Annotated in this window: 33 protein-coding genes and 1 pseudogene; 19 read left to right on the top strand and 15 right to left on the bottom strand. The window is 61.8% G+C overall.

Going from position 1 to position 26936, the window contains the following annotated elements; all coding sequences use genetic code 11:
• Window positions 1-79 precede the first annotated feature (79 nt).
• Window positions 80-1321, bottom strand: coding sequence for an acyl-CoA dehydrogenase family protein (locus tag AC3WP7_RS04120; protein WP_102593030.1), 1242 nt, complete (start codon window positions 1319-1321; stop codon window positions 80-82).
• A 241-nt stretch (window positions 1322-1562) separates the two neighbouring features.
• Here AC3WP7_RS04120 and AC3WP7_RS04115 point away from each other — a divergent pair, with 241 nt between their 5' ends.
• Window positions 1563-2486 carry an ABC transporter substrate-binding protein gene (locus tag AC3WP7_RS04115; RefSeq protein WP_102593029.1) on the top strand — a complete coding sequence of 308 codons (924 nt, stop codon included), beginning with the start codon at window positions 1563-1565 and terminating at the stop codon, window positions 2484-2486.
• Between the two features lie 25 nt (window positions 2487-2511).
• Window positions 2512-2685: pseudogene (locus tag AC3WP7_RS04110) on the top strand (helix-turn-helix domain-containing transcriptional regulator); the annotation flags it as partial.
• A gap of 74 nt (window positions 2686-2759) precedes the next feature.
• Here the strand turns inward: AC3WP7_RS04110 and gudD are convergent.
• Window positions 2760-4085: a glucarate dehydratase gene (gudD, locus tag AC3WP7_RS04105; RefSeq protein WP_102593028.1), complete on the bottom strand. Its 1326-nt coding sequence runs from the start codon at window positions 4083-4085 to the stop codon at window positions 2760-2762.
• A 19-nt stretch (window positions 4086-4104) separates the two neighbouring features.
• Complete coding sequence (locus tag AC3WP7_RS04100; protein ID WP_102593032.1) at window positions 4105-5463, bottom strand: MFS transporter; 1359 nt, start codon at window positions 5461-5463, stop codon at window positions 4105-4107.
• 232 nt (window positions 5464-5695) lie between these two features.
• Between AC3WP7_RS04100 and AC3WP7_RS04095 the strand changes: the two genes are divergently transcribed.
• The 4 genes from AC3WP7_RS04095 (at window position 5696) to AC3WP7_RS04080 (ending at window position 9772) form a co-directional block, all read left to right on the top strand.
• On the top strand, window positions 5696-6415 hold the full coding sequence (locus AC3WP7_RS04095; RefSeq protein ID WP_071490160.1) for a FadR/GntR family transcriptional regulator: 720 nt from the start codon (window positions 5696-5698) through the stop codon (window positions 6413-6415).
• Window positions 6412-7107 carry a tRNA (adenine(22)-N(1))-methyltransferase gene (locus AC3WP7_RS04090; RefSeq protein WP_102593027.1) on the top strand — a complete coding sequence of 232 codons (696 nt, stop codon included), beginning with the start codon at window positions 6412-6414 and terminating at the stop codon, window positions 7105-7107. Before AC3WP7_RS04095 ends, AC3WP7_RS04090 begins: the two co-directional genes overlap by 4 nt.
• A gap of 39 nt (window positions 7108-7146) precedes the next feature.
• Window positions 7147-7446 carry a DUF3144 domain-containing protein gene (locus AC3WP7_RS04085; RefSeq protein WP_093124803.1) on the top strand — a complete coding sequence of 100 codons (300 nt, stop codon included), beginning with the start codon at window positions 7147-7149 and terminating at the stop codon, window positions 7444-7446.
• 268 nt (window positions 7447-7714) lie between these two features.
• On the top strand, window positions 7715-9772 hold the full coding sequence (locus AC3WP7_RS04080; RefSeq protein ID WP_102593026.1) for a methyl-accepting chemotaxis protein: 2058 nt from the start codon (window positions 7715-7717) through the stop codon (window positions 9770-9772).
• A gap of 173 nt (window positions 9773-9945) precedes the next feature.
• Here the strand turns inward: AC3WP7_RS04080 and AC3WP7_RS04075 are convergent, their stop codons facing one another.
• The gene (locus tag AC3WP7_RS04075; RefSeq protein WP_093513138.1) at window positions 9946-10386 is read right to left on the bottom strand and encodes a hotdog fold domain-containing protein; all 441 of its coding nucleotides are present in this window, start codon (window positions 10384-10386) and stop codon (window positions 9946-9948) included.
• Between the two features lie 134 nt (window positions 10387-10520).
• Here AC3WP7_RS04075 and AC3WP7_RS04070 point away from each other — a divergent pair, with 134 nt between their 5' ends.
• A complete protein-coding gene (locus tag AC3WP7_RS04070; protein ID WP_102593025.1) occupies window positions 10521-11147 on the top strand; it encodes a TetR/AcrR family transcriptional regulator in 627 nt (208 codons plus the stop codon).
• Here AC3WP7_RS04070 and AC3WP7_RS04065 read toward each other — a convergent pair.
• The gene (locus tag AC3WP7_RS04065; protein ID WP_092250698.1) at window positions 11125-11580 is read right to left on the bottom strand and encodes a VOC family protein; all 456 of its coding nucleotides are present in this window, start codon (window positions 11578-11580) and stop codon (window positions 11125-11127) included. The genes AC3WP7_RS04070 and AC3WP7_RS04065 overlap by 23 nt on opposite strands.
• A 131-nt stretch (window positions 11581-11711) precedes the next feature.
• On the opposite strand from AC3WP7_RS04065, the gene AC3WP7_RS04060 reads away from it, so the two are divergent.
• A complete protein-coding gene (locus AC3WP7_RS04060; RefSeq protein WP_092250701.1) occupies window positions 11712-12338 on the top strand; it encodes a glutathione S-transferase family protein in 627 nt (208 codons plus the stop codon).
• Here AC3WP7_RS04060 and AC3WP7_RS04055 read toward each other — a convergent pair whose 3' ends face one another.
• Window positions 12339-12965 (bottom strand): LysE family translocator, encoded by a 627-nt coding sequence (locus AC3WP7_RS04055; RefSeq protein WP_092250704.1) that lies wholly within the window; start codon window positions 12963-12965, stop codon window positions 12339-12341. It abuts the gene before it with no gap.
• A 126-nt stretch (window positions 12966-13091) separates the two neighbouring features.
• Between AC3WP7_RS04055 and AC3WP7_RS04050 the strand changes: the two genes are divergently transcribed.
• Complete coding sequence (locus AC3WP7_RS04050) at window positions 13092-13817, top strand: BPL-N domain-containing protein (RefSeq protein ID WP_102593024.1); 726 nt, start codon at window positions 13092-13094, stop codon at window positions 13815-13817.
• Window positions 13818-13958: 141 nt separating this feature from the next.
• On the opposite strand, the gene AC3WP7_RS04045 is transcribed toward AC3WP7_RS04050, so the two are convergent.
• The 3 genes from AC3WP7_RS04045 to AC3WP7_RS04035 form a co-directional block, all read right to left on the bottom strand.
• Complete coding sequence (locus AC3WP7_RS04045) at window positions 13959-15206, bottom strand: hypothetical protein (protein WP_102593023.1); 1248 nt, start codon at window positions 15204-15206, stop codon at window positions 13959-13961.
• A gap of 69 nt (window positions 15207-15275) precedes the next feature.
• A complete protein-coding gene (locus AC3WP7_RS04040) occupies window positions 15276-15638 on the bottom strand; it encodes a hypothetical protein (protein ID WP_092250713.1) in 363 nt (120 codons plus the stop codon).
• Between the two features lie 97 nt (window positions 15639-15735).
• On the bottom strand, window positions 15736-16599 hold the full coding sequence (locus AC3WP7_RS04035) for a LysR family transcriptional regulator (RefSeq protein WP_102593022.1): 864 nt from the start codon (window positions 16597-16599) through the stop codon (window positions 15736-15738).
• Window positions 16600-16710: 111 nt separating this feature from the next.
• Here AC3WP7_RS04035 and AC3WP7_RS04030 point away from each other — a divergent pair, with 111 nt between their 5' ends.
• Complete coding sequence (locus AC3WP7_RS04030; RefSeq protein WP_071490142.1) at window positions 16711-17319, top strand: LysE family translocator; 609 nt, start codon at window positions 16711-16713, stop codon at window positions 17317-17319.
• Window positions 17320-17333: 14 nt separating this feature from the next.
• On the opposite strand, the gene AC3WP7_RS04025 is transcribed toward AC3WP7_RS04030, so the two are convergent.
• Both AC3WP7_RS04025 and AC3WP7_RS04020 read right to left on the bottom strand, forming a co-directional pair.
• Window positions 17334-17870, bottom strand: a complete 537-nt coding sequence (locus AC3WP7_RS04025) for a hypothetical protein (RefSeq protein ID WP_256575371.1) — start codon at window positions 17868-17870, stop codon at window positions 17334-17336.
• A gap of 39 nt (window positions 17871-17909) precedes the next feature.
• Complete coding sequence (locus AC3WP7_RS04020) at window positions 17910-18152, bottom strand: hypothetical protein (protein ID WP_093513125.1); 243 nt, start codon at window positions 18150-18152, stop codon at window positions 17910-17912.
• A gap of 149 nt (window positions 18153-18301) precedes the next feature.
• Between AC3WP7_RS04020 and AC3WP7_RS04015 the strand changes: the two genes are divergently transcribed.
• The 3 genes from AC3WP7_RS04015 (at window position 18302) to AC3WP7_RS04005 (ending at window position 20285) form a co-directional block, all read left to right on the top strand.
• Window positions 18302-18985, top strand: a complete 684-nt coding sequence (locus AC3WP7_RS04015) for a hypothetical protein (protein ID WP_172963358.1) — start codon at window positions 18302-18304, stop codon at window positions 18983-18985.
• A gap of 248 nt (window positions 18986-19233) precedes the next feature.
• A complete protein-coding gene (locus tag AC3WP7_RS04010) occupies window positions 19234-19689 on the top strand; it encodes a hypothetical protein (protein ID WP_093124762.1) in 456 nt (151 codons plus the stop codon).
• Window positions 19690-19862: 173 nt separating this feature from the next.
• Window positions 19863-20285, top strand: a complete 423-nt coding sequence (locus AC3WP7_RS04005; RefSeq protein WP_102593021.1) for a DUF6896 domain-containing protein — start codon at window positions 19863-19865, stop codon at window positions 20283-20285.
• Window positions 20286-20884: 599 nt separating this feature from the next.
• On the opposite strand, the gene AC3WP7_RS04000 is transcribed toward AC3WP7_RS04005, so the two are convergent.
• From AC3WP7_RS04000 to AC3WP7_RS03990, 3 genes are all read right to left on the bottom strand, one after another.
• Window positions 20885-21874: a zinc-dependent alcohol dehydrogenase family protein gene (locus tag AC3WP7_RS04000; RefSeq protein ID WP_102593020.1), complete on the bottom strand. Its 990-nt coding sequence runs from the start codon at window positions 21872-21874 to the stop codon at window positions 20885-20887.
• 85 nt (window positions 21875-21959) lie between these two features.
• Window positions 21960-22385, bottom strand: a complete 426-nt coding sequence (locus AC3WP7_RS03995) for a DUF6691 family protein (RefSeq protein WP_102593019.1) — start codon at window positions 22383-22385, stop codon at window positions 21960-21962.
• A gap of 2 nt (window positions 22386-22387) precedes the next feature.
• Window positions 22388-22819, bottom strand: a complete 432-nt coding sequence (locus AC3WP7_RS03990; RefSeq protein WP_102593018.1) for a YeeE/YedE family protein — start codon at window positions 22817-22819, stop codon at window positions 22388-22390.
• Between the two features lie 191 nt (window positions 22820-23010).
• On the opposite strand from AC3WP7_RS03990, the gene AC3WP7_RS03985 reads away from it, so the two are divergent.
• Window positions 23011-23244 carry a hypothetical protein gene (locus AC3WP7_RS03985; RefSeq protein ID WP_058425621.1) on the top strand — a complete coding sequence of 78 codons (234 nt, stop codon included), beginning with the start codon at window positions 23011-23013 and terminating at the stop codon, window positions 23242-23244.
• 2 nt (window positions 23245-23246) lie between these two features.
• Here AC3WP7_RS03985 and AC3WP7_RS03980 read toward each other — a convergent pair whose 3' ends face one another.
• Window positions 23247-23852: a hypothetical protein gene (locus AC3WP7_RS03980; protein ID WP_093124745.1), complete on the bottom strand. Its 606-nt coding sequence runs from the start codon at window positions 23850-23852 to the stop codon at window positions 23247-23249.
• A 131-nt stretch (window positions 23853-23983) separates the two neighbouring features.
• Between AC3WP7_RS03980 and AC3WP7_RS03975 the strand changes: the two genes are divergently transcribed.
• From AC3WP7_RS03975 to AC3WP7_RS03955, 5 genes are all read left to right on the top strand, one after another.
• Entirely contained in the window at window positions 23984-24544 is a 561-nt protein-coding gene (locus AC3WP7_RS03975; protein WP_092250294.1) for a nucleotidyltransferase family protein, read from the top strand.
• 64 nt (window positions 24545-24608) lie between these two features.
• On the top strand, window positions 24609-25049 hold the full coding sequence (tspO, locus tag AC3WP7_RS03970; RefSeq protein WP_093124739.1) for a tryptophan-rich sensory protein TspO: 441 nt from the start codon (window positions 24609-24611) through the stop codon (window positions 25047-25049).
• A complete protein-coding gene (locus AC3WP7_RS03965) occupies window positions 25049-25966 on the top strand; it encodes an alpha/beta hydrolase (RefSeq protein WP_102593017.1) in 918 nt (305 codons plus the stop codon). Before tspO ends, AC3WP7_RS03965 begins: the two co-directional genes overlap by 1 nt.
• 173 nt (window positions 25967-26139) lie before the next feature.
• Window positions 26140-26364, top strand: coding sequence for a hypothetical protein (locus tag AC3WP7_RS03960; RefSeq protein WP_071490201.1), 225 nt, complete (start codon window positions 26140-26142; stop codon window positions 26362-26364).
• On the top strand, window positions 26361-26858 hold the full coding sequence (locus AC3WP7_RS03955) for a GNAT family N-acetyltransferase (RefSeq protein ID WP_102593016.1): 498 nt from the start codon (window positions 26361-26363) through the stop codon (window positions 26856-26858). Before AC3WP7_RS03960 ends, AC3WP7_RS03955 begins: the two co-directional genes overlap by 4 nt.
• Window positions 26859-26936 lie beyond the last annotated feature (78 nt).

Below are 26936 nucleotides of genomic sequence, written 5' to 3'. Positions count from 1 at the left end.
CTAACAATGCAGTGACTGGATGTCCGCAATCGGGGGCAAGCCCCCTCCCACATTTGATCTTTGTTGTGCCCTCTAACTGTCAGTGCTTTGCCACACCCACCCGCCACTGCGCAGGCGGCAGGACTCCATTCACCAGGTAATTGCCTACGATCCGCGACTTGTACACCCGCGGGTTATGGTTCGCCAGGGTGCGCGCGTTGCGCCACAGCCGGTCCAGCGCCTTGCTGCTGGCGGTGGCACTGGCGCCCAGGGCGTCGAACAAGGCGGTGGTCGCGGCCAGCGTCGCATCCACCACCGGGTTCACCGCCAGGCACACTTCCAGCTCGGCCAATGCAACCTGCGGATCATCGTCATGCAGTGGCTGGTCATGGGCAATCACAGACTGCGCGGTGTACTCCAGGCGTTGCGCCGCTTGCTGGGCAATCGCTTGAGCAGCGTAGGCTTGGCTCGCGACTTCGCCAATCACCTGTAGCAGTTGCACGTCCTGGCCTGCGGTGTCGGCATTGCCGGTGGTGAAGGTGCGGGCGCGCTGGCTGAGTTCTTCGGCACCGCTGAGGGCGGCGCGTCGGGCGATTCCGGCGAGGGTGCTGAGGTGGTAGAGCTGGAAGAACGACTGTCCATGGCCGAAGCGCTGTTGGGTGGGGCGCGCGTCGTTGTCCATCACCGGTGCGTTATCGAAGATGCAGGTGCCGCTGGCGGTGAGGCGCTGGCCGAAGCCGTTCCAGTCGTCGACGATCTTCACGCCGGGGGCTTTCAGGTCGATGACAACCGTATACACGGTGCCGTTTTCACCCGTCGCGATGGTATTGATCAGGTCGCTGTAGAGCGCGCCGGTGGTGTAGAACTTCTTACCGCTGATGCGCAATGCGCCGGCGGCATCGCGGTGCAGGCGGGTGTCGAAATCGCCACGGGCTCCGTTGCCGACTTCGGTGCTGCCGGGGGAGAGTAGGGCGCCTTGGCCGAGGCGGTCCAGCCACTTGGCGCGCCAGTCAGGGTCCTTGGCGCTGAGTACGTCTTCGCAAAAACCAAAGTGGCCGCGCAGGGCCTGGGTGATGTTGGAGTCGGCGGCGGACAGTTCCGCAAGCAGCGTGAGCAGCTCGACCAGGGTCGCATCCTGGCCGCCATAACTGGCCGGCAGGCGCCAGCGCGGCAAACCCAGGGCGTTCAGTTGCTGGATCACCGTGGCGAGGCTGGCGCGTGTCTGATCCGCCTCGGCGGCCTGCGCGAGAATGTGCGCAAACAGTGGGCGAAACGGCGCGGCCAGTTGCTCGTAGCGGGCAGTGGGCGGAGCGCCCCAGATATTCAAAGCGGGAATCGACATGCAATGGACCTTGCTGAAAGTGGTTCAGGTGCTGGGGTCCAGTGGTCTGGTGACGTCACCCTAACCCAGCGGCAGCGAAGGTTTTAATACGAAAAGCAACTAGCGACCTGTGGGACGGTTCTATCGATAGTGCCCAACAGTATTAAACCCCGCGCTTTTATTGCGTTAGCTTCTACCTGAAGCGACCAGACTGCATGCCCACAGATGGTTAAACCAACCCTCTAACCCTGTGGGATTTTTCATGATCAACCGTCGAACACTGCTGTCCTTGCTGGGCGTGGCCTCTCTTGTGCTCTATGGTCCGTCGGCCAGCGCCGCCGAGCCGTTGACCCTCGTCGTGGGTGACCAGTTCTTTTCCAACCGCATCGTGCTGGAGCTGTCCGGCGAGCTGGAGGACCTGCCGTACAAAGTCGACTTCAAGCGCTTCAACACCGGTTCCCCGGTAGCCTCGGCCGTGGCCAGTGGCGCGCTGGATGTGGGCATCGTCGGCGACACCCCGGTGATCAGCCTGGCCGCCAACGGCGCACCGGTAAAAGTCGTCGCCAGCACCCAGACCAGCCTTGATGGCGTGGGCATTGTGGCGCGCAAGGGCATTCACTCGGTGGCCGACCTCAAAGGCAAGACCGTCGCCATCTGGAACGGCTCGTGGAGCCAGCAACTGGCGTACAAGGCGCTGGATGAAGCGGGGGTGCCACGCAGCAGCGTCAACTTCAAATACCTGCTGCCGGCCGAGGCCAGCCTGGCGTTGACCCAGGGCGACATCGACGCCTTCGGCACCTGGGAACCCTACGTGTCGTTGCAGGAAAAAGAAGGCAGCACCCTGATCCGCAACGCCAAGGGCCTGATGAGTGCGCCGACCTACATCGTGGCGTATGAGCCGGCCCTGGCGCAGAAAAGCGCGATCATCAAAGACTTCATTGCCCGCCTGACTCGCGCCCGAGCCTGGAGCAACACCCACGTCGATGAATACGCCGAAGCCTGGGCGAAGGCCAACCAGTCGGCGCCGGAAATCGCCAAGGTGTGGTTCAAGCGCGATGCAATCAAGGTGCTGCCGATCTCGCCGACGATTATCCGCGAGGCCCAGGCCACGGCGGACTTTTTGGTGGATGCACAGATGTTGAAGCAGCGGTATGACGTGGCGCCGTTGTTTGATCGGGCGCTTTAAACATTGGGGAAACAAGCGCTCATAAGGTGTGAACAAAGTGGCCGAGGCGGCTGGGGTGAACCGGGAGAGTCTTTATAAAACGTTGAAAGGCGGCTCGAAGACCCGCTACGAGACGATCCAGAAGCTGATGCTGGCCTTGGGCGTCGAGCTGACGGTACAGCCAATTGCAGGAGCGAGCGTGCTCGCGAAGAAAACCTAGGCATTGCGTTTATCCGGAGAGGACGCTTTATCGTTGGCGATCTTCGCGAGCAAGCTCGCTCCTGCAGGAAGGGGTTATCGCACCAGGCAGGGTTGCTTGTTGTTGAAGCGCCACCCCGGAATCAAGAATTGCATCGCCACGCTGTCATCCCGCGCGCCGAGGCCCATGCCTTTGTAGACTTCGTGGGCCTGGGCCACGGCGTCCAGGTCGATCTCCACACCCAGGCCTGGTTTGCTTGGGACCTTCACGTAACCACCTTCGATTTTCAGCGGCGCTTTGGTCAGGCGCTGGCCGTCCTGCCAGATCCAGTGGGTGTCGATGGCGGTGATGTCGCCCGGTGCTGCGGCGGCCACCTGGGTGAACATCGCCAGGGAAATATCGAAGTGGTTATTGGAGTGCGAGCCCCAGGTGAGGCCCCACTCATGGCACATCTGTGCAACACGCACCGAGCCCTGCAGGGTCCAGAAGTGCGGGTCGGCGAGGGGGATGTCGACCGATTGCAGCTGGATCGCGTGGCCCATCTCGCGCCAGTCGGTGGCGATCATATTGGTGGCGGTCTTAAGGCCGGTGGCACGGCGGAATTCGGCCATGACCTCACGACCTGAGTAACCGTTTTCTGCACCACAGGGGTCTTCGGCATAGGCGAGTACGTGGTGCTGGTCGCGGCACAGGCGGATGGCTTCCTTCAGTGACCAGGCGCCGTTCGGGTCGAGGGTGATGCGTGCATCCGGGAAGCGTTCGGCCAGGGCGGTGACAGCTTCGATTTCGGCGTCGCCGCTCAATACGCCGCCTTTGAGCTTGAAGTCGTTGAAGCCGTATTTGGCCTGGGCGGCTTCGGCCAGGCGTACCACGGCGTCGCAGGTCAGGGCTGTTTCGTGGCGCAGGCGGAACCAGTCGTCGTCGCTGTCGGCTTCGTTGCGGTAGGCGAGCGTGGTGGCGTTGCGGTCGCCGACATAGAACAGGTAGCCGAGCATTTTTACCGCATCGCGCTGCTGTCCTTCGCCGAGCAAGGCCGCCACCGGCACTTCGAGAAACTGGCCCAGCAAATCGAGCAGCGCCGCTTCCATGGCGGTGACGGCATGGATGGTGATGCGCAGGTCAAAGGTCTGCAGGCCGCGACCGGCGGCATCGCGTGAAGCAAAGGCGCTGCGCATCTGGTTGAGGATGCGCTGGTACTGGCCGATGGGCTGGCCGATCACCAGGCTGCGGGCGTCTTCCAGGGTTTCGCGGATGCGCTCGCCGCCGGGCACTTCGCCGACGCCGGTGTTGCCCGAACTGTCCTTGAGGATGACGATATTACGCGTGAAGTATGGCCCATGGGCGCCGCTGAGGTTGAGCAACATGCTGTCGTGGCCGGCGACGGGGATGACCTGGAAGTGCGTAACGACGGGAGTATTCATGGCAGGTTCCTGACGGGTCTCAAAGTGGTTTGCCGAGGGCGGCGGTGGGCACGCCGCTCGGTGGCTTCAATGCGGCAGAGGGGGCCGTCCTGGCAAAAAACACCAGGATCGCGGCGAACACCGAGGTGCCGGCCAGGCCATAGAGGCCACCCTGGATCGAACCGGTGGTCTGCTCCAGAAAGCCGAAGGTGGTCGGCGCGACGAAGCCGCCCAGGTTACCGATGGAGTTGATCAGCGCGATCACCGCAGCGGCAATGCGCACATCCAGGTAGCCCTGGGGGATCGGCCAGAACAGTGACGACGCCGACTTGAAGCCGATGGCCGCAAAGCAGATCGCCACAAACGCGAAGATAGGCCCGCCGGTGGTCGACATGAACATCCCCGCCGCCGCAATCAGCAGTGCTGCCGCGACCCAGGCCTGCTGGAACTTGAACTTGCCGGACAACGACGCGAAGGCGTACATGGCGATGATCGAGATCAGCCACGGGATCGAGTTGAAGAAACCGACCTGAACATCACTCAAGTCGCCCATCTTCTTGATGATGCTCGGCAGCCAGAACGTGGCGGCATAGATCGTCAGCTGGATGCAGAAATACAACGCGCAGAACAGCAGGATCTGGCGGTCCTTGAGCAGCTTGCCGAGGGTCGGCTTGACGCGGGTGAGGGCTTCGCGGTCGCGTTGTTCCTGGTCGATGGCATTGACCAGTGCGTCCTGTTCCTCGCGGGTCATCCATTTGGCGTCGTGGGGTTTGGAGTCGAGCCAGAACCACACAAAGAACCCCAGCGCCACTGAGGCCAGGCCTTCAATGGCAAACATCCATTGCCAGCCGTGGAAGCCAAACCCTTCGATCTGCAACAGCGCGCCGGAAAGCGGACCGGAAATCAGCGATGCGACCGCCGAGCCACTGAGGAAAATCGCAATGGCTTTACCACGCTCCACACCGGGCAACCAGCGCGTGAAGTAGTAGATCACCCCCGGGAAAAAGCCGGCTTCAGCCACGCCCAGCAAGAAGCGCAGGATGTAGAAGTGGGTTTCGTTCTGAATGAACGCCATCAGTGTGGCGACGATGCCCCAGGTGAACATGATGCGGCTCAGCCAGATACGCGCGCCGACCTTTTGCAGCAGCATATTGGAGGGCACTTCGAAGAGGGCATAGCCGATGAAGAACAACCCGGCCCCGAAGCCATACGCCGCTGCGCCGATGCCCAGGTCGTGTTCCATGTGCGTGCGCACAAAACCGATATTGACCCGGTCGATGTAGTTGAGGATGAACATGATCACGAACAGTGGGAGCACATGGCCCTTCACCTTGCTCACGGCGCGCGTGAGGACGGCATCATTTTCGGGTGTGGCAGATGCATGGCTTGAAGTGGTCACCATTCCAGACTCCCCCTGATTGTTTTTATGTGGGTTTGCATGTCGAGTTGCCAGACATCATACAAGTTGTTTTATTTTTTCTGCAACATCCTTGGGTTTTCTTGGTTTAAGAGAGCTTTGCAAATTGGTTGTCATACAAGTATGCGGTTTTTTGGGCATCAACCACCCTGGAGGCGCGAGGGCCAGGTGGGGATGTTAAGCTTGCGGTTGCTCAACCCTGTGGACGCGTAATATGCCCATCGATAATGGAAGCTCTGTCCGCAGACGCTCCACCAACCTGGCCCAAGGCGTGGTCGACGCGCTGACCCAGCGCATCCTGCTCGGCCAACTCAAACCCGGTGAAAAACTGCCCTCGGAATCCACCATCGTGCACGAGCACGGCGTGAGCCGAACGGTGGTGCGCGAGGCTATCTCCAAGTTGCAGGCGTCCGGCCTGGTCGAGACCCGCCACGGCATCGGCACCTTTGTGTTGGAGCAGCAGGCCCAGCAAGGATTGCGCCTGCATGTGGACACGGTGGCCAGCGTGCGCAACATGCTGGAGTTGCGCCTGGGCCTTGAAGTACAAGCCGTCGCGCTGGCGGCCGTGCGCCGCACCGACGCCCAATTGGCCCACATGCGCCAGGCGCTGGACGACTACCAGGCTTCCCTGGCCAGTAACGACAGCTGCGTGGAGGAAGACAAACGCTTTCACCAACTGATCGCCGAGGCCACCGGCAACACCTTCTTCACCGAAATCATGCTGCACCTGGGCAATGCGATGATCCCGCGCACCCAGGTCAAGGGCGATGAGCGCGGCGGTGCCGACTTCGCCAGGCTGGGCCAGTTGGCGAACCTGGAACACGAGGCGATCTTCAACGCGATCAAACGCCAGGACCCGGACGCCGCCCGTGCCGCGATGGTGCTGCACCTGACCAACAGCCGCGATCGTTTTTCCGGGGAGCAGGGCCGTTGAACGAACATAGCTTATCCCTGCGCCTGGAGCGCGTGGCCGCTAACGTACCGGCGAGTGCGCGGCTGGCCGATATCGGCTCCGATCACGGTTATTTGCCGGTGGCGTTGCTGCGTCGCGGCCTGATCACGGCGGCAGTGGCGGGGGAGGTGGCGACCACGCCATTCCATGCGGCGCAACGTACCGTGCGCGACAACGGCCTGGAACAGCAGGTCACCGTGCGCCTGGCCGATGGGCTGGCGGCCATCGAACCCCATGACGGCATCACCGCTATCAGCGTCTGCGGCATGGGCGGCGAGACGATCCGCGACATTCTTGAAAGCGGCAAACAGCACCTGAGCGGCCAGGAGCGCCTGATCCTGCAACCCAACGGTGGCGAACAACCGCTGCGCCAGTGGCTGATGGACAACGGCTACGCGATCCTCCATGAAGAGCTGCTGCGCGAGAACCGTTTCTATTACGAGATCATCGTGGCCGAGCGCACCGGACCGGTGGCCTACACCGCCGAACAGCTGTACTTCGGCCCCCTGCAAATGCAGGCGCGCAGCCCGGCGTTCCTGGCCAAGTGGCAGCGCCTGTTGCAGCAAAAGCACAAGACCCTGGCCAGCTTCGAGCAGGCGCGGCAGGCGGTGCCGCAGGAAAAGTGGCAGGAGATTTCCCAACAGGCCAGGTGGATCACCGCGCTGCTGGCTTGATCGACCCTCATTCAAACCTGATGACCAAGGAAAACCACCATGGCAGACGCCATCGACCCCACCTTCTACGACCGCGCCGACGCGCATATCGAGCTGTCGAACGCGCAGCTCCAGGCCCACGAAAACCTCGGCCAGGTCAGCGCCTCGATGATGTTTGGCACCACGCGCTTCAACGCCTGGGCGAGTGCGCGCAACTTCAAGTCCGGCGCGGAAATGGCCGATGCACGGGAGGCGATGTTGAAGTACTTCTGCGACCAGTACCGGATGATGCTTGAGGATAATCTGGATGATCACATTAATAACTTCAGCCGGTACATGACCGGACGGACGCAAGGGTAAGCGAGGCTGTCGGCGGGTGAAAATGTAGGAGGGGGCTTGGATTCGTGGCGTGGTTACAAATGTGCGCTCAGTGATGGGTGCTTTTGCCCCATTTCAGGGCGCTTTGCGTGCACCATCAGGTGCCAACCCGTCTGTATCCGGCCTCTCTACCAACGGCCCACATCTTGCTAGTGCCTTCCCAATCAATGACATGGCATTTTGCTGTTAGTCATTTCAAGGCTTCACCCGGCGGTGCACCGCCTGGGTCGTTTTTGGGGAGTGGTCGCACATGCACAGCCTTTTATCACCGGGTATCCGCCTGCTGGGGCGGTTCGGCTTTGCGCGCAAGTTCCAGATTCTATTCTTCCTGTTCATGCTGCCCCTGGCGGGCAGCCTGTGGATGATCGGCTCGGACTATCGCGACAAACTGACCGTGATTTCCAGCGAGCAATCCGGCGTTCGCCAACTGCTGGCCCTGGATGGGCTGGACGGCCAGTTGACGGCCCAGCGCAACCTGGCCGCGCGTTGGAAAGCCGCCGATATCCTGCACGCCCCGATCCCGGCGGCGAAGGCGGCGATGGACAAGGTCGATGCGAACTTCCCGCTGATCCTGCAAAGCCTGCAAGCCCTGGGGGATTCACTCAAGGCCCGGAATGCCGGCGCCGACGTGCTGGCCCGCTTCGACGCGTTGCAGGCCACGGTCAAGGGCATGGACTCCCAGTCCCTGCGTACCGTGGGCTGGTGGCCGGACGGTTACGACCGTTTCACCTCGGCCCTGACCGCCATGCAAACCCTGCGCGAACAGATCACCCTGGACGCCGGCCTGATTCTCGACCCGTGGCTGGAAACCTACCTGTTGATGCAGATTTCCACCCAGTACACACCGGACCTGATCGAGCGCATCGGGCGCATGGCCAGTGTCGGCCAGTCGTCCATCGCCTCGGGGCAATTCACCTTGCAAAGCCGTTTGCAGATGCGTGACCTGCGCGGCCGTATCGGCGATGCGCGGGACCAATTGGTCAAGGCGGCGGCCTCGCTCAAGGCCAAGCAATATGCCGGCCTGGAACCCTGGACCACCCAGTACGACACCAGCCTGCAACGCCTGGACGACCAACTCAAAGTGCTCGACGACGGCGTGTTCGGCGGCACCATCAAGCTCGACACGGCGGCCTTTGAGGCCAGTGTCGACGGCATGCTCGACAGCCTGGGCGCGCTGCGTAACCAGTCCCTCGACTCGCTGGATGCGCGCCTGGGTCACTACCGTGACCGTTCGTTGCAGAAATTTGTCCCCGTCGCGGCCATATTCAGCCTGCTGGCCCTGGCCGCGTTGTACCTGTTCATGTGCCTGCAAGCCTCGATCCGCCGCAGCGCCAGCGGCATCACCACCCTGGCCGAGTCCCTGCGTGACGGTAACCTGTGCGTGGAGGTGGCGGTGGAAGGGCGCGACGAACTCGCGGCCATCAGCACCGCGCTGAACGTGGCGGTGGTGCAATTGCGTACCAGCCTGCTGGGGGTCAATCACGAGACGCAGCAACTCGGCTCGGCGGTGCTCACCCTCAATTCGCAATCGGGCAGCACCCTTACCGAAGTCGAAGACCAGCAACACCAAATCAGCCAGATTGCCGCCGCCGCGACCCAACTGGCCGCCACTTCCCTGGGCGTCGCCAAAAGCTGCGAGCACGCCTCGGGCAGTGCCCAGCAGACCCGGCGTATTGCCGAAGACAGCAGCCGTGACAGCCAGCGCACCACGGCCAGCATCCAGCAACTCAACCAACGCCTGACTGATACCGCCGATGCCCTGGAGCAAGTCAGCCAGCAGGGCCAGCAGATTCAGTCGGTAGTCGACACCATTCGCGGCATCGCCGAACAGACCAACCTGCTGGCCCTCAACGCCGCCATCGAAGCCGCGCGCGCCGGCGAGCAGGGCCGTGGTTTTGCGGTGGTGGCCGATGAAGTGCGCAGTTTGTCGCAGCGCACCCAGGCCTCCACCGCACAGATCGCCGGTACCGTGGACAGCCTGCGCGCCACGGTCAGCCAGGCGGTCACCCTGATGGGCGCCGCGTGTGAACAAGCGCTGGCGGATGCGGAGTCCGTCACCGGGCTGGGCACCCGTCTGGGCGAGATCGCCGGGGCGGTGCAGCAGGTGACCGACACCCTGGCGCAGATCGCCACCGCCGTCGAGGAACAAGCGGCGACGGCGGATGAAGTGAGCGGCAACATCCAGCAAGTGGACCAGGCCGCCGGACGCTTGCTCGACGGTGCGCGGGCAGTGAACCGCGCAGCCGATACCCTGAGCAAAGGCAGCCAGGCACTGAGTGACAACACTGCGCGGTTCCGCCTGGGCTGAGCTGTCTTCCAAACAAACCAGATCCAATGTGGGAGGGGGCTTGCCCCCGATTGCGGTGTACCAGTCAACAGATTCAGCGACTGACACACCGCATTCGGGAGCAAGCCCCCTCCCACATGTTGTCCTGCGCTGTTTTCAGCACCGGGTCAGGTCCTCCTCCTGCGGCCGTGTCCTCAGGCGATCTTCACATTCATGGTGATCTTCGCCGTAAACACCTTCATCCCGCCCTCATCGAAAATATCCACCGGCACGATCTTGTCGCCAGCCGTTGCCCAGTCAATGCAACTGCCATCCGCCACCGCACGGATGTTCGACTTGGCCTTTGCCAGGTACTCCACGGTCATGCCCTTGGGAATCCACTTGGCGCCTTGGGGGATCGACACATCGGTCATCGTGCCACCGGCCAATTCCGCCGCGTTGCACAACGCAATGGCATGCACCGAAGCCAGGTGGTTGGTGATTTCCTTGCGAAACGGCACGTTGACCACCGAGTGGCCTGGGCGCAGTTCGGCGATTTCAGGGTTGATGGTGCTGAAGTAGGGCGCCACCTGGCAGGCCATCTGGCTGAAGGCGGCTGGACCTACGCTGTTGAACATGCTGAGAAACTGACTCATGGGTTTCCTCCTGATAGGGTTACAGAATAATATTCTGTGGCAGAACAATATTCTGTTAATTCTAAAGGTGTCAAGCCATGCCTTCTCTAGCGGCTGCTGTAGCTTTAGACTCCGCACATTTGGCGAGCGACTTCATGCACGCACCTGACCTGATCGAGCGCACCTTCCCGGGCCGGCGCAGCGACCTCAAGCGCAGCATCCTGCGCGAGGCCCTGGCCTGCTTTAACGAAGTGGGTATTGAAGCCACGAACATCGAAACCATCCGCGCGCGGTGCGACACCAGCGTGGGCGCCATCTACCACCATTTCGGCAGCAAGGAAGGCATCGTCGCCGCGCTGTTTTTTGCCGCGCTGGAGGACCAGGCCGCACTGCGTGAGCACTACCTGACCCAGGCGCAAACCGCCCAGGCAGGCGTGGAGGCATTGGTGCGCAGCTATGTGGAGTGGGTGGACGCACAACCCGACTGGGCGCGTTTTGTGTTCCAGAGCCGTTTCGCCGTGGCCAACGGCCCGTTCAAGGATGAATTGCTCACCCGCAACAAACAGCGCAATCGGCAATTGACCGAGTGGATGAGCGAGGAGGGCCGCGCTGAGGCGTTCAGCCACATTCCCGCCGAGCTTTTGCTATCGCTGATCATTGGCGCGGCAGAAAACTACGCCCGGGCATGGTTGTCCGGGCGGGTCAAGAACAGCCCGAATGCCTATGCGTCGTTGTTGGCCCAGGCGGCGTGGGCGTCGATCAGCCAAACGCCTCCACAATAAACGCCTCGAGTGTCTTCTCTTCCAGGATCTCCATGGAAAAGTTCCCGAAGCGCTTGGGTAGCCAGATAATGCGCCCGCCGGAAGGCGACTGCAGGTTCTCGCGGGCCAGGGGCACGCCGTTTTCATTCTCGGGCTGCACACCGGCGGCGATCAGCTCGTCATAGGCGACCTCGATGTCCGGTGTGGTGTAGCAGTGACGGTAAATCATGCCTTCGCCGTGGGCGTCCAACAGCTCGCGCAGATTCCCGGCAATCGGCTGCACCAGCATGAACCGCTCTTGCCCCATCAGCACCACGGCATAACGCACATGCAAACCGCCGCGTTCCCACACAAAGGTCTTGGAGATGCGTGCCTTGAGGATGTTTGCGTAATAGGCGCAGGCCTCCTCGAGGTTTTCGACCAGTATGTCGACGTGACTGAACTTCAGGTCCATGGCGGAACTCCTGTGGATTCGATCCCCATGGTAACCACGAGTGTTTGTCGCGTTGAAATTTAATTGTCGGCACTCCCGGACGCTGGCGTAGTCTGTTTCCAAGACATCCCTCTCGCCCTGCGGAGCACGCCATGATCATCGTCCATCACCTCAACAACTCACGTTCGCAACGCATCCTGTGGCTGCTCGAAGAACTCGGCCTGCCTTACGAGATCAAGCGCTACCAGCGCGACCCGAAAACCAACCTGGCGCCGCCGGAACTCAAGGCCATCCACCCGCTGGGCAAATCCCCGGTGATCGAAGACGGCGGCCAGGTGCTGATTGAATCCGCCGCGATCATCGACTACTTGATCCGCCATCACGGCCAGGGCCGCCTGCAACCGGACCCAACCAGCGCCGCCTATGACACCTACGTGCAGTGGCTGCACTTCGCCGAAGGCTCGGCTATGTTGCCGCTGATGCTCAACCTCTATGTTGGCCGCCTGGGTGAAGCCGGCGCGCCGTTGCATCCGCGTATCGAATCGGAAGTGGCCAACTATTTGGGTTACCTGAACGACGTGCTGGCCGATAAAGCGTACCTGCTGGGCGACGAGCTGAGCGGTGCGGATATCCAGATGAGCTTTATCGGCGAAATCGCCAAGGCCCAGGGCAAGTTGCAGGCTTACCCGCACCTGGCGGCGTGGGTAGAAAAATTCCAGGCCCGACCTGCCTATCGCAAGGCGGTGGAGCAGGGTGGGGAATATGCGTTTGCTAAGTGACTAACGCTGTTGCAACGCGACCTTCAGCCCCAGCCCCATAAACAGCGTGCCGATGATTTTTCCTTCCCAGCGCCGCAGTTTGGACAGCCCCTTGATGCCTCGGCTCAAGGGGCGGATGGCGAGGGCGAGCAGGCTGGTGTACACCGCGCTGAGCACCGAGAAAATCAAACCCAGCACCGCGAACTGCACCAGCGATGAGCCGGCTTCCGGGTGCACGAATTGCGGCAGGAATGCCAGGAAGAAAATCGCGGTTTTCGGGTTGAGCAACTCGGCACCGACCGCCTGGAAAAACGCCTGGCGCGGCGTGACTGTAGGCAACGTCAGCCCTTTTTGTGTGCCGGTCTTGGCCGTGAACGCACGGATGCCCAGGTAGATCAGGTAAGCCGCGCCGGCCCATTTCACCGCGTTGAACGCGGTGGCCGAGGTCATCAGGATCGCCGATAACCCCAGCGCCGCGCCCAGTGTATGCAGCAGGTCGCCGCACGCCACCCCCAGGCCGGTGGCGACCCCGACCTTGCGGCCGCCCTGCACGGTGCGGGTGATCACCAGCAACACCGACGGGCCGGGGATCAGGAACAGGCCGATCACGACGGCGATATAGGTGATGAGGGCTGCGAGTTCAAACATGATGGGCACTCTCGGAACGGGGCTCGACCGCCAGTTATCCCCAACTGAACGTCGTTTACAACTGTTAACGGATTCAACGGCGCAATCGCTATAGGCTTTGCGTGGTCCATACAGGAGCCCTCGACCATGAACCTGCGAGCCGTCGTCGCCACATTGTTTGCCTTTGCCCTTTTGCTGCCGTCACCGGCCGAAGCCTCGGCGCCTATCACCCGTGTCGCCATCTACCGTGGCCCGGCAGGCTGCGATGACTGTTCGGAAAACGTGGCAAAGGCCCTGCAGCGCATCAATCCCAACTACCGCATCGACTTCGTGGGCGCCGACGAGCCCATCGACATCACGCCGCAAACCCTGGCGCGCTACGACCTCTACGTGCAACCCGGCGGCGGCCAGGACATCCCCGGCGCCCTGCGCAGCATCGGCGATGCGCGCAGCGAAGCGATCCGCGATTACGTGGCCAACGGCGGGCGCTACCTGGGCTTGTGCATGGGTGCCTACCTGGCGGATGACAACAACCTCGGCCTGATCCCGGTGGACCTCGACGGCGAGGCCGGCCGCCCCGGCTTCGAAGTGCCCGACAGCGCCGACGCCGCCGTGCAGGTCACTTGGGAGGGCAAGCCTGACCAGGTGTTCTTCCAGGACGGCCCGTACTTCCCCAAGGTCGCGCCCTACACGGCCATCGCCACCTACCGCAACGGCGACATCGCGGCGGCGCGGTATACCTTCGAGAAGGGCGTGGTGATCCTGAGCGGCCCCCATCCCGAAGCCAGTGCGCAGTGGTTCGAGAACGCCGACATCCCGTTGAGCAAAATGCCCCGGGGCGACCTGTTTGGTTCGCTCATACGGCACTTCTAACCGTCTCTCCATTCCTTGTGGTGAGCGGGCTCATTGTGGTGGACAAGCCCGTTCACCACACGTTGAGTACGACTGCGACTAAAACACAATGGGCGATCATCCGGCGCGTCGGTGTGTTCTTGCGTGGCGTGGAGCGCCTAATCAGCGCACCACATCCAGCGTCTGGATTTCATTCACATAGTGGGTCTGGCTCGACGTCGACTCCAGCGTCAGGGCCACCCCCAGGTCCTCGATAAACGCGCGCGACGACGTGTAACCGTCCTGCTCGCAGGCCAGCCGGATGGCATCGCCTGTCAACGATGCAAACACCTGGCGCGCCGGGAAGCGCTCGCCGACCTTGCAGGTCAAGGTGGTCTCGGTTGGTTTGTCGGTGGGCTTGACCGGCACATTGGCCATCTTCAGGTGGGCACTCAGGGTCTGGCCCGGTGCCCAACTGGTCGGCAGTTTTACCTCGGCCTCGCGGGTCTGCAGCACCTGGCCTTCGCCTACACCGTTCATTTTCGATTTCAGCTGGATCAGGTCCGCCAACATCAGTCGGTCCACATTGAAGGCGCTGCCGTAGGCCTCATTCTTGACCAGCAAACCGCCCTCGGCCTTGAACCGGATGGTGATCGGCGCGTCCTTGCCCGCGGCATTCCTCGACAGGTAGGTGTAGCTCAACGTCTTGAACCTGGGCTGCAACAACGGCGCATCGAGGCCCTGTAGCACAGTGGGCGGCACCGGCACATCGGCGAGATTGGTGTCGGCCACTGTACGCGGGTAATCGACCGGCGCAATGTCCGGCCGCAGCAGCGCGACCAGGCCGGGAGTCACACCGCCCTGCACCGAACAGCTCACACGGGAGTGCGTGCCCTCCGGCTCCACGATCAGCACCCGCTCCACATGGCGCAGCCCTGGCGCCTTGCCCGGCATCGGCTTGATCGCTTGCCAGCTGTTGCCCACCTTCAGCTCGCTGCGCGTGTATTGCCCTTCGCCTTTTTGCAGCGCAGCGGGTTGGTCCAGCAGTGCGGAAAAGCGCTGCGCGACCTCATCAATGTTGCCGTCCACCGTGAAACCCCAGAAGTAATACAGGCCCAACGGGCCGAGATCGCTGACCTCATCGTTGTAGGACAGCAACTTCAAACCGGCGATGGCCGGCGCGCTCACCGGCACTGCGGTGGCCTTGGGGTCGGTGCGATCGCGCACCGCGATCCAGCTGAAGTCCTTCTCTTGCTTGAGCGGCGCGTAGGCCTGCCAGGCGTCGCGGTGGGTGTTCAGGCTGCTGAAAAAACTCGCGTCGCAGCGGGTGAAGGCCTTGAGGGTGTCGACCAGGGCGGCGTCGTCGGCGTGGGCCATCGAAGGCGACAGCAGGGCAGACGCGAGCAGGGCAGCGGAAAGCGGCAACTTCATGGGGCGGGATTTCCTTTTCAGCGGGCGGAGAGCAGGGCGAGGCATTATCCAGCAGTTGGGCGCCAGGCTCTAGTTGGCTGAGCGGGTCAGGCGCAAACGCCAATTGCCGCCGTGCTGGGTTTGGCAGGCTTCTTCGGAGTCAAGTTGAACGCAGCGCGGCAACGGCACGGGTGGGATGTCGGCATCGTGCAGGGCTGCGGCTGTGAGTTCGCGGATGCGTGCGTCCAACCCGGTCGCCACCGCGTTGTCTTTATTGGCGCGGGTGTCGAAGACCCAGGTGATGCGCAGGCTTTGAGGGAAGTCGGCGTAGTTGACCGTGTGGGTCAGCCATTCAAACCCCGGGATTTCAGCCTTCGCTGTTTCGCAGGCGTCAGTCAGTGCTGCGACCAGTTGGCGTTCGATACCAACGGTTTCACGTTTGGACAGGGCCATGTATAGCTCCGAATGCAGATCAATTATAGGCGCTGTCGAGCTTCAGCGAGGCTGCTATGGGATCACCTCGGTGTCCAGATAGCGCGACGCGCCAGGGCTACGCCTGAGCTCTAAGCGCACTGATGATAAACCCATGCAGGCTGTTGACCGCCTTGGATCCGCGCGAAGCCCGGCTACGTAGAATCGACACCTCCATCGGTTCGATAGCGCCCAGGCCGTGTTCGCTGCTCAAGACCTGCAACGATGGATTCACGGTGCACTGAGTAATCGCCGCTATCGCCAGCCCCCCTTCCACGGCGGCGAGCTGGCCGGCCAGGCTGGAGCTGTTGTACACCACCTTGAACTGGCGGCCCTGTTGCGCCAGTGAATTCACCGCATACCGGCGCGCCAGGCTTTCGCTTTCGTAGACGGCGATAGGCACCGGGTCGCGGCGCCACAGCTCGAATTGCGCGGAGCCGACCCACACCATCGGCTCCTTGAACAGAAACGTCCCTGTGTGCGGCGAGTCCCTGGACACCAGCGCAAGATCAAGGTCGCCGCTGCGCAAACGCGGGATCAGGGCGGTCGACTGTTCACAGGTCAGCTCGATGTCCACCCCCGCATAACGCGGCGCAAAACGTTTGAGCAGCGGCGTGAGGTACCTGGCTGCATAGTCCTCGGCCACCCCCAGGCGGATGCGCCCGGTCAACGCCTCGCCGTGAAACGCTGCCTGGGTCTCGGCGTGCAGGGCAAGCATGCGACGGGCATAGCCCAGCAGTGTCTGGCCGTCATCGGTCAGTTGCAGGTGCCGCGGGCCACGGTTGAGCAAGGGCCGGCCCAGGGCAGCCTCGAGTTTTTTCATCTGCATGCTGACGGCGGACTGCGAGCGGTTCACCTCATGGGCCGCCCCCGACAACGAACCGGCATCCACCACGGCGACGAAGCACTTGAGCCAATCGATCTGCAAATCGCTGGAAGACATGGCGGTTACCTTTATTCGTTAATCGAATGGCTGCGAAGTGAATTATGCGCTTTTCACGGTCGTTGTTCATTTGCAAGATAGCAGTCAAAATCACCCATTGCGGACTTGATCATGCCCTTCGAGACCTGGTTGCTCTACCTGATCACCTGCTGCGGGATATCCGTGGTGCCAGGGCCGAATGCGTTGCTGGCGCTGACCCATGGCGCGCTGCACGGCAGTCGCAGAACCCTGTTCACCATCAGCGGCGGCGTGCTTGGCTTTGCCTTGGTGCTTGCGCTGTGCGCGCTGGGCCTGGGCGCACTGATCCAGGCCTCGGCCACCGCGTTTACGGCCTTGAAGATTGCCGGCGGGCTCTACCTGATCTGGCTGGGCTACGGACTGTGGCGCGCCGCCCCCGTCAGCCTGGAAACAGCGGCCACTTCCAGCCTGCGACGCTGGTCGCTGTTCCGCCAAGGGTTGGTCTCGGCCCTCTCCAACCCCAAGGCGCTGCTGCTGTTTACCGCGTTTATCCCACCCTTCCTCGACCCCCACAGAAACATCATCACGCAGACCGCCATCATCGCGCTGACCTACGCCGTGGTGGAGTTCGTGGTCGAATACCTGGTGGCCAGCGCCGCGCACCGGGTGCGGCCATGGTTGGCTCGCACCGGGCGGCGGTTCAATAAAGTCTGTGGTGGGTTCTTTGTGTTGTTCGGGGTGGCGTTGCCGTTGCATAGCTGAGGGCGAGACATGGCTCAGAAGTTATCGCCCCAATTGCACAACTTGCTCTCACCCAACGGCACCCGAGTGCCCTCAATCTTGCCGACCAACATGCGCTTGAGCGTCACCCCGCACTTATAGCGACCCGCTGCATCCAGTTCATAGTCCACCCCCGCCTCAGGCACGAAAGTGAACATGTTGTAGCAACGATTGCCGATGTAGTGAAACGCGATGGGCTGCCCGGCCGGCACCCGCAGTTCGCTCATCACCGTGCCATCCGAATACCGCTCCACGGGCGCCATGCCCAGGCTTTCGCCGTTGCGGTCTGCATAGCCCTCTCGATTGGCCACCATCACCCCCGCGCCGGGCAGGCGGAAGTTGATGCAGTTGGAATTGGGCACAGCGCGCACCATGCCATCGCTCATCACACGCAGGCGCACGGTTTCAGCGCTGGTGGGCGTGGCGTAGGGCGTGGAGAACGAGCGCACATCCGTCAACGCGCCGCAGCCGGTGAGGGCGGCGAGGAGGGGGAGGCAGATGAGTGGTTTGAACGGGCGCGGGGAGTTGAGCATGGTGTCGATTCCATTCGTAAGGGGGGTCGATAAGCGGGGTCAGGCAACCGAAGCACGTAGCCGTTGCCACTCACTCCAGCAGTCTTCGGCGACGATATCTGGATAACCTCGCTCGGTTTCCATCGCCAGCGCGGTGCTGAACGGCAGCGCGATACAGGTGGCTGCATCGCGGATTTCACACACTTCGGCTTCGGTCAGCGGCGTGCCTTTTTTCGCCTCGGCGGCGGTGAATACAGCCACAAGGGCGGGGACAAAAACCAGGCATAGCGGATCGGTGGACATCGAGTGCTTCCCTGTGTGAGCGGCGCAAAAGGCGCCAGTGTAAACGTGGGTCGGGTGCTTGGGGGAGGGCGTATTCAATATCTCGCCCTCGCTGTCGATAACCTCTGCTGAGGTGATCAACAGGAACGCGGTGCGCAGGAAGCCAGATGATGATTTTTGATGTCAATCGCTATGCCCAGATCTACTACCAGAATATCCAGCCCTCACCGGGTAACGACTACCCCCGACTCAAGGCGTGGGAGTTTCTCTATGAATACATCTGGGACGAATCCCGCCCTCGCTGGGCTGACCTCATCAGCGAAGAACAGATCGACACCACCGCCCTGCATATCGGCTTCTACCTGGCGAACTGGGGGATGTTCCGTGGCTCCTCGGGCCTGCTGCAGAACAGCAACCTGGACCTGATGAAAGCCTTGGCCAAGCGCCTTTTTACCGGCCAGGGCCCGGAGTTGTTTGAACTGTCCCTGGATAATTTCGCACCCGGCGCACCGGACCTGGCATACAACCAAGCCTTGTTGGACAGCGTATTGGCCTCCATGGAGACCTTGGCCACCAACGTCTCCTGGACCGACACCCTCAAGACCAAAATCCTGATGGGGGTCTGGGGAGAGTGCCCGGCGCTGGACCGTTTCTACATTGCCGCCTGCCGCGATCTGTTCCCACGTCGCGCGTTCATCACCATCGCCAGCGGGAAGGGGCTGACGGCGTTGGCGGGCGTGGTGGAGCAACTGAATCCTTCACCCCTGCCGTTGAAAACGGGGCGTCTGGAACTACCGTATCCTACGGCGCGGGTGATGGATATGGCGTTGTTTCAGTATGGGCTTGGGTTGTAAACCTTGTGTGGAAAACGCAGAAATAGGGGGCAGACCATCATTATTGAAAACGTGGTCTGACCCCCACGGAGAATGCGGTGGAGGTGTTGGGGTGAGGGAGGGGGAAGTTTTCTGCTGCGGAGGAGGGAGCGGAGGACTGTGGGCTATCGGCCAAAAGTGGTCAGTCGGCCGATGAAATTTGGCTTGTACCAACCCACGATGTTGTATGTAATTCCACGCCAATTCAGTGCATAAAGCGGTTCGCAGGAATGGACACCAGCTCCCTCACATTTCAACAGTTGTTTCGTCCGGGAAGCGCCTCAAATGGCTGCACCGTGGCCGAACGACTCTCCATCGATTTTCAGATAAACGAACGTTCGTTGCTCAATGCTCTCGTTATGGCAGCTGGTGATCATTCCGATTTCATGGGCTGTTTCGTCAAGGGCTTCCCGGAGCAAAACAAACAATCTAGTTCTCGTCTGCTATTACGCGAGCCAGCTGAAACAGAGAGCGGTCGGATACTCCTTTACATCTGCCCCGAGTGCGGCGACATCGGGTGTGGCGCCTACGCAGTATCTGTTTGCCAAAACGATGACTGTTTCACATGGGATTCCTTTGCTTATGAGAACGGCTATGAAGAGCCTCAAATTATAGATGGCGTTGGCCCCTTCACATTTGAAAAGCATGCCTATGAGGCAGCTATCAACGATGCGGCTGCGTTCTAGAGGTAATTCAACCTGCATTGCTTAAGCGGGCCGATTGTGTCCGTCGACCGCCGCTTTTGGTCGATTTCGGTCAGTTATGATAGGCAGAAGTCGGCCAGAAGCTGCCTTTCAGTTGCGTCGACTGCTACTCTCTGCGGTCTCTGGACTCAGTGCTGCTTATAACGTGAGACTTTATGAATAACCAACTCGCCATTTTGATCAGCGCCTACCAAGCAAGTGTTGGCACCGCTGCGGATATGATGCATCGGTCCGGTATTCCGCGGCCCTTGACCAATATGGATTGGGTGGGCACTGACATTCCTCAGCGCGGAGAGTTAGAAGGCGGAGTTCGTTACTTCAAGCACGGCTATGGCTGCGCGGTTAGTCTCCCCACAGGTACAGTAGACTTTGACTTTGGGGCTCATGGTGAGATCGGTGGCTTCGACGCGTGGCGACTTGCTAGTTTCGCAGGTGACAAGTTGTCGGAATACGGTTTTGCTGATGAGGACGCACTCACAGAGTGCTTCGAAGCGGAAGTTGCTGCTGGCTCTCTAGTGTATTCCGGGTACATTCTCTACTACGTAGCGGACGACACCTCACAATTTCTGTCGAAATAGTCCGTTCTATCCGTGCATTAAGTTCTCACTACAGAGCGCCTGCCTGGATCTGCCATTTTCGGTCACCTACCAGCGCCAGGTTTGGCCGATTAACCCCGTTCCGACAGGCAAAAATCGACCCATAGCGGATGGTCGAGGAGATTACGAAGCTTAATGGAGCGCGAGCTGAGGAAATTGGGGTCAGACCACCATTATTGAAAACGTGGTCTGACCCCAATTCTCCTCAATTCTCCCCACCACCAAACCCCTCGGCCAAGGCACCGGCCTGGGCCTGTCCACCTACAAGCCGCATAGAATTTCGCGTCTCATCTGGAGAGCAATTGCTGCGAAGTATGACCGGTGGAACCTAACAAAACCGGCGCGCCCGAGGGCGCCCTGCGCACAGCCACCATCAAGCACAGGCTGGGACGCCTGATAGATGAAGCTCATGCACTTGTTAGGTTAAATCGTGGGCTACTAAACCCGATCACCGAGAAATTCAGCGACCGCGCCACCTTAGTTTCGACCACCCCAGCGCACAAGCCGGCGGATTCTGACCCACGCGTAGGCAATCGGGCAAGCCACTGCCCTGCTTTGGGAAATGTCCTAGGACACCGCCCTCACACCGTCACCACCACCTTGCCCACCTGCTGGTTCGCCTCCAAAAACCGATGCGCCTCCTGCACCTCATCCAATGCAAATGTCTTCGCAATCACCGGCGCCAACGCGCCCGACGCCAGCCCGTCCAGAATGAACGCCTTGGCCCGCGCCAACGCCGCCGGGTCGGCGACGATTTCGGCGTACAGATACCCTTTGAGCGTCAAACATTTGCCCAACACGGTAAACAACGGAAACGGCGTTGGCTCCGAGCTAAGCGCGCCGTACTCCAGCAAGATGCCGCCTCGGGCCATGCTCTGGGTGAGGGCTTCGAAGCCCGGCCCGCCGATGGGGTCGAACACCACGCGGGCGCCTTGGTCGTGGGTGAGTTGAATCACGCGTTCGACCAGGTTTTCTTCGTCGCTGACGATGACGTATGTTGCGCCGGCATCCAGCAGCGCCTGTTTTTTTGCACGGGTGCGGGTCACGCCGATGGCGGTGGCGCCGACGCTGCGGGCGATCTGGAAGGCGGCGAGGGCGACGCTGCTGGAGGCGGCGGTGACCAGCACGGTGTCGCCCTGGGTCAGTTTGGCCTGTTCCACCAGGGCGCCCCAGGCGGTGACGTATTGCATCCAGCATGCGGCGGCTTGCACAAAGCTGATGGTTTGCGGGTGTTTGACGGCGAGGTGGGCGGGCACGTTGGCGACTTCGCCATAGGTGCCCCAGCGGGCGATGTCCAGCGGTGGGATGACGCTGACGGCGTCGCCCACCTGCAGGTCGGTGACATCGGCACCGACCGCTATCACCACGCCAGCCGCTTCGTAGCCCAGGCGGCTGGGGAATTCGGCTTCCTGCAGGTAGGCGTGGTTGCGGAACATCACTTCGGCGCGGTTGAGGCCGAAGGCTTTGACGTCGATTTGGACCTCATCGGCGGCGGGGGCGGGGACGTCTACGTCTTCGAGTTTCAAGACGCTGGCGTCGCCGTAGGCGTGAATCCGGACGATGCGTGCCATGGGGGCTGACCTCGGGGTTGATTGATAAGGCATTCAATGTAGGCCGGGGGCGGGTGGAGATAAAGCACAACCTCCCGCCCGCGCCTCAAGCCTTGGCCAACCTGCGCGCCTCAATCCGCTCAAACAGCCACATCCCCACGACCATCGCCAGCACGAACACTCCCACCTGCCATTGCCCGGTCAGCAACAACGCCAGCGCCGGGCCGGGGCACAGCCCGGCGATCCCCCAGCCAACGCCAAACACCCCACTGCCGAGCACCAGCCGCCGGTCGAGGGTGCGGTGGGTCGGCATCTGCATCGGCGCGCCCAGTAACGCGGTGCGGCGCTGCCTGGCGAAGTAGAAGAACACGCTGCTGACGGCGAGCGCGCCGAGCATGACCAGCGCCAGGGACGGGTCCCATTCGCCGGCCAGGTCGAGAAACCCGAGCACCTTGGCTGGGTTGGTCATGCCGCTGAGGTACAGCCCCAGGCCGAAGAGCAGGCCGGCGATCAAGGCGGTCAGTTTGCGCACGCTCAGGCTCCCATCAGATGGCGGATGATGTAGACAGTGGCAAACCCGCTGCCCATGAAGCACGCCACCGCCACCAGCGAGCGCAGCGACTGGCGTGACAGCCCGCAGATCCCGTGCCCACTGGTGCAGCCGGCGCCGTAGCGGGTGCCGAGGCCCACCAGCAGCCCCGCCAGCACCAGCGCGGCTCCACCGGCCTGGATCGACGCGCCGGGCAAGGTGCCGAACAGTGCCCACAGCCAGGGCGAGGCGAGCAGGCCTAGCAGGAACAGGGCTTTTTCGGCGCGGCCTTCAGCGTGTTTGGCCAGCAGGCTGCCGAGCAGGCCGCTGATACCGGCGATGCGCCCGTTGAGCAGGATGAACAGGCCGGCGCTGAGGCCGATCAGTGCGCCGCCGAGCAGGGAGGCCCAGGGGGTGAAGTCGGGGGAGAGCGTCATGGTGCTTGGCCTGCGGGGCGGGGGGGATCCAGCTTAGCGCTATCACGGTGTTGTGGGGCAGTGTCATGAAAAAGGCCGCCCGGTGAGCGCGATATGCGCAAAAGCCGCGCCTTTCTGTGCCAGCCGGTCTACCATGCCACCCCGGCAGTGGTTCCACGCGCTACCGAATTCTCTCTTTTAAGGTATCGCCCATGTCCATCGACCAGATCAGCCTGCCCAAGGGCGTCGGCCCCCACGCCACCAAGCTGTTCGACGCCATCACCGGCGCCGCCACCCCTGAGGAACTCAACCGCGCCGGCGGCAAGGCCGAGGGTTTTGTACTGGGCCTTGAGTCCACCAAGGCCATCAAGAGCCAGGTCGCCGAGTCGTTGTATGTGGTTTACGACGACGCGGCGGCGCATCGGGCTAGTGAGTTGAAGGGCTGAGATCAGAAGCCCTGGCTGACGCTGATCCCGCGTGAGATCGAAAAGCGCGGGTCGATCAACTGCAACCCTGGTTCACCCTTCACCCGGCCGACGGTCACGTGGTAGGTCTTTGGCGCTTCGGAGAGGTTTTCCGGGTGGCGCGTGAGTTTCTCAATCGCCGGGTTTTTCGCCCACGGGGCGACGGGCTTCTGGCGGATGTCCACGGTCACCTGCCAGGATTTTTCCACGGCCGGTCCCATCTGGTCAGTGTTGACCTCGGTGCTCTGGACCCTGGCGATCTCATAGCCTTGGGCGTAGCAGAACCCGGAGGCCTGGGGCACGTGGGCGGCTTTACCTGGTTCGGTGAGGGTATAGGTCTGGTCGCTCTTGGCCAACAGGCCTGCATCGACCAGCGCATCGAAGGCCGGTGCGTTGCCCTTGGACACGCTGCGGGTGAAGCTGTCGCCCAGGGTTACGGGGAAGTCTTTGAACATCGGCGCGCTGATGCAGGAAGCCCCTTCCAGGCGGGGTTGCAGGGCGGCTTGAATGTCGGTGTCGGAAGGGCTCTCGCTGCAGGCGGTTAGCAACAGGCTGCTGGTGGCAACGAGGGCCATGGTGGTGATTCGCATCGTTTTATCCTTGACGATTGGGGCCGGTTTTTAGCCCGCGGCAAAGTGTATAGAAATCCTGCTGTCACGAAACCCTCCACACCGTGGTGTAACCTCTGCCGTTCGAGCGCGTCACGGATAACGGAGAGCCCATGACATTGACTGTCGAAACCTTGCTCAACCTGGCCATGGCCAACCCCATCAACGCCGAAATCACCGCGCGCCTGCCCGACCTGGGTGTGGACCAGTGCTTTCTCACGGCGGGCTGCCTGTTCCAGGCGGTGTGGAATCATCAGTCGAATTTGCCGGCGGCCCATGGCGTAAAGGACTACGACGTTTTCTACTTCGATACCGACCTGTCCTACGAGGCTGAAGACGCAGTGATCCGTGCGGCCGAGCGCTTGTTCCAGGACCTGGGCGTCAACGTCGAGGTGAAGAACCAGGCGCGGGTGCATCTGTGGTACGGCGAGCGCTTTGGCCGGCCTTACCCGCAGTTGCACACGGCCAGGCAGGGGATTGACCGTTACCTGGTGGCGGGCACGTGCATCGGCCTGGAGATTGCCACGGGCGAGGTGTATGCGCCTTATGGCTTGGAAGATGTGGAGCAGGGCGTGTTGCGCATCAACCCACTGCATCCTGAGCGGGCGTTGTTTGTGCAGAAGGCCCGCAGTTATCAGGCGCGGTGGCCTTGGCTGAACATCGTGATGCCCTGAATCGCAGTGAACTTTTACCCGCTTGCTACGCGTCAAAGTTGAAATACCCAGCCAAGGACCGCCCATGACCTTCTTCATCTTCCTGCTCGCCTGCGCCGCCGCTGCCAGTACCGGCATTATCTTCAAGCCGGGAGCCTGGTACGACTCCCTGGTCAAACCCAGCTTCACCCCACCCAACTGGCTGTTCCCGGTGGCTTGGACGATTATCTACCTGTTGCTGGCCTGGGCCGGTTACCGCCTCAGCCTTATCCCGGGCAGCCAAATGGTGTTGGCCTTGTGGGCCGCGCAGATCGCCTTGAACACCTTGTGGACGCCGGTGTTCTTCGGCGCCCATCGGCTTCTGGCCGGGATGGTGATTCTCGCGGTGCTGTGGCTGACCGTGGCGACCATGGTGGTACTGGCGGTGCAACTGGATTTGATCACCGGCTTGATTCTGTTCCCCTACCTGGCGTGGCTGTGCGTGGCAGCGGCGCTGAACTTTTCGATCCTGCGGAATAACCGCTGATGGCCTACACACCTTGGCCCGCCAGTGGCCCGGAACTGGCCGAGATGCGCCGCTTCAACCAGAAGCTCGCCTGGATGCCGCGCTTCAAGATCCGTAATCGCGTCACACCGCGCCTGATCCAGGCGCTGTTGCGCACCAGCCAAATGCTTAAGAAAGCGCCAGCTGCTGAATGCAAACTGGTCGACTTCGTACCCGTGCGCATCCTGCGCCCAAGCGGCAAGCCCAAGGGCGTGGTGCTGGATATCCACGGTGGTGGCTGGGTGATCGGCAATGCACAGATGGATGACGACCTCAACCTGGGCATGGTCAACGCCTGCGAGGTGGCGGTGGTGTCGGTGGATTATCGGCTGGCGGTCGACACGCCGGTCGAAGGGCTGATGGACGACTGTCTGGCGGCGGCGCGTTGGTTGCTCACGGCCGATGAATTTGTCGGCCTGCCGGTGTTCGTGGTCGGCGAATCGGCCGGCGGGCACTTGGCGGCGACGACATTGCTGGCGTTGAAGCAATGGCCGCAACTGCTCCAGCGCGTGTGCGGGGCGGTGTTGTATTACGGCGTCTACGACCTTACCGGCACCCCAAGCGTGCGCGCGGCGGGGCCGGACACCTTGTTGCTGGACGGCCCGGGCATGGTCGAGGCGCTGCGCATGCTGACCCCGGGGTTGAGTGATGATGAGCGTCGGCAGCCGCCGTTATCGCCGTTGTATGGCGACTTCGAGGGCCTGCCGCCGGCGTTGATGTTTGTGGGGGAGTTGGACCCATTGAAGGATGACACGCTGTTGATCGCTGAGCGGTGGCCGCGGGCAGAGGCGTATCTGCTGCCGGAGGCGGCGCATGGGTTTATTCATTTTCCGGTGGTGATGGGGGGGAGCGTGCTTGCTTATAGCCGCCAGTGGATCAGTGCCCGACTGGGGAGATGATCATTCAAGCCGCCATGTAAGCGTGCGTACGTCTGGGATAAAGGGCAGTGGGGTGTGCGAGTTGCGCCTGTGAGTGCTGCCGGCAAGACGGTAAAGGCTGATCCATTGAACTTAAAAACTGATCGATGAGTCAGGTTAATCAGCTGCTCTTCTTCCCCTCCCAGGACTTTTCCATGCGCGAATACACCCTCAGCTACCTGTTCAACGATGAATCCCGCACCCACGTGTTCGAACTTGAGCAATCCCGGTTGTCGATACATGAGGCGGCGTTGCACCTCCTGCAGCTGCATTTCGGCGATGCCGAGAATGGCTTGATCCTGCCCCCTGCGGATGCAAGCCCGGAAGAAATTCTGGAGCAGGCGCAGGTGTTGGGGATTACGCAGATAGCCATTGTATGAGCCCAAGGCTCAGCATTCAGGCGGTCGCGACGGCGGATATCCCTGAGGTATTGAGGTTCGTGCTGCAAGCTCGTTCCGAGCTTTTCCCCAAGCTCAATGCAGAGGGGATGCCGGCAGACTTGGCGCGTTTCGAGGCGGTCTATCTGCAGGGCCATGGGCAATTTCTGATCGCTTGCGCTGAGGGGCAGATTGTCGCTGCCATTGGCTACCTACCCTATGATGGGCGTTTCCCGCAGTTGAATTACCAAGGCCGCAAGACGGTGGAGGTGGTGCGGTTGTTTGTGCTTCCCGCCTTCCGTCGTTTTGGCCTGGCGAGGCAGTTGTACCGCGCGCTGGAAGCGCTGGCGCAGGCGGATGGGGTTGAGGTGATGTACCTGCATACCCACCCATTTTTGCCGGGAGCGATTGAGTTCTGGGTTCGGCAGGGGTTCGAGGTGGTGGATGTGGAAGCAGACCCGCTGTGGCGGACGACGCATATGCAGCGGTCCCTGTAGGCCTGTTGTGGCGAGCGGGCTTGCCCCGCGTTGGGCTGCGCAGCGGCCCTGAAACCCTGCGCCCCAGTTCGACCTGGA

This window comes from Pseudomonas sp. FW305-3-2-15-C-LB1 (assembly GCF_058787615.1).
This window is presented reverse-complemented; position numbering and strand designations above follow the sequence as displayed.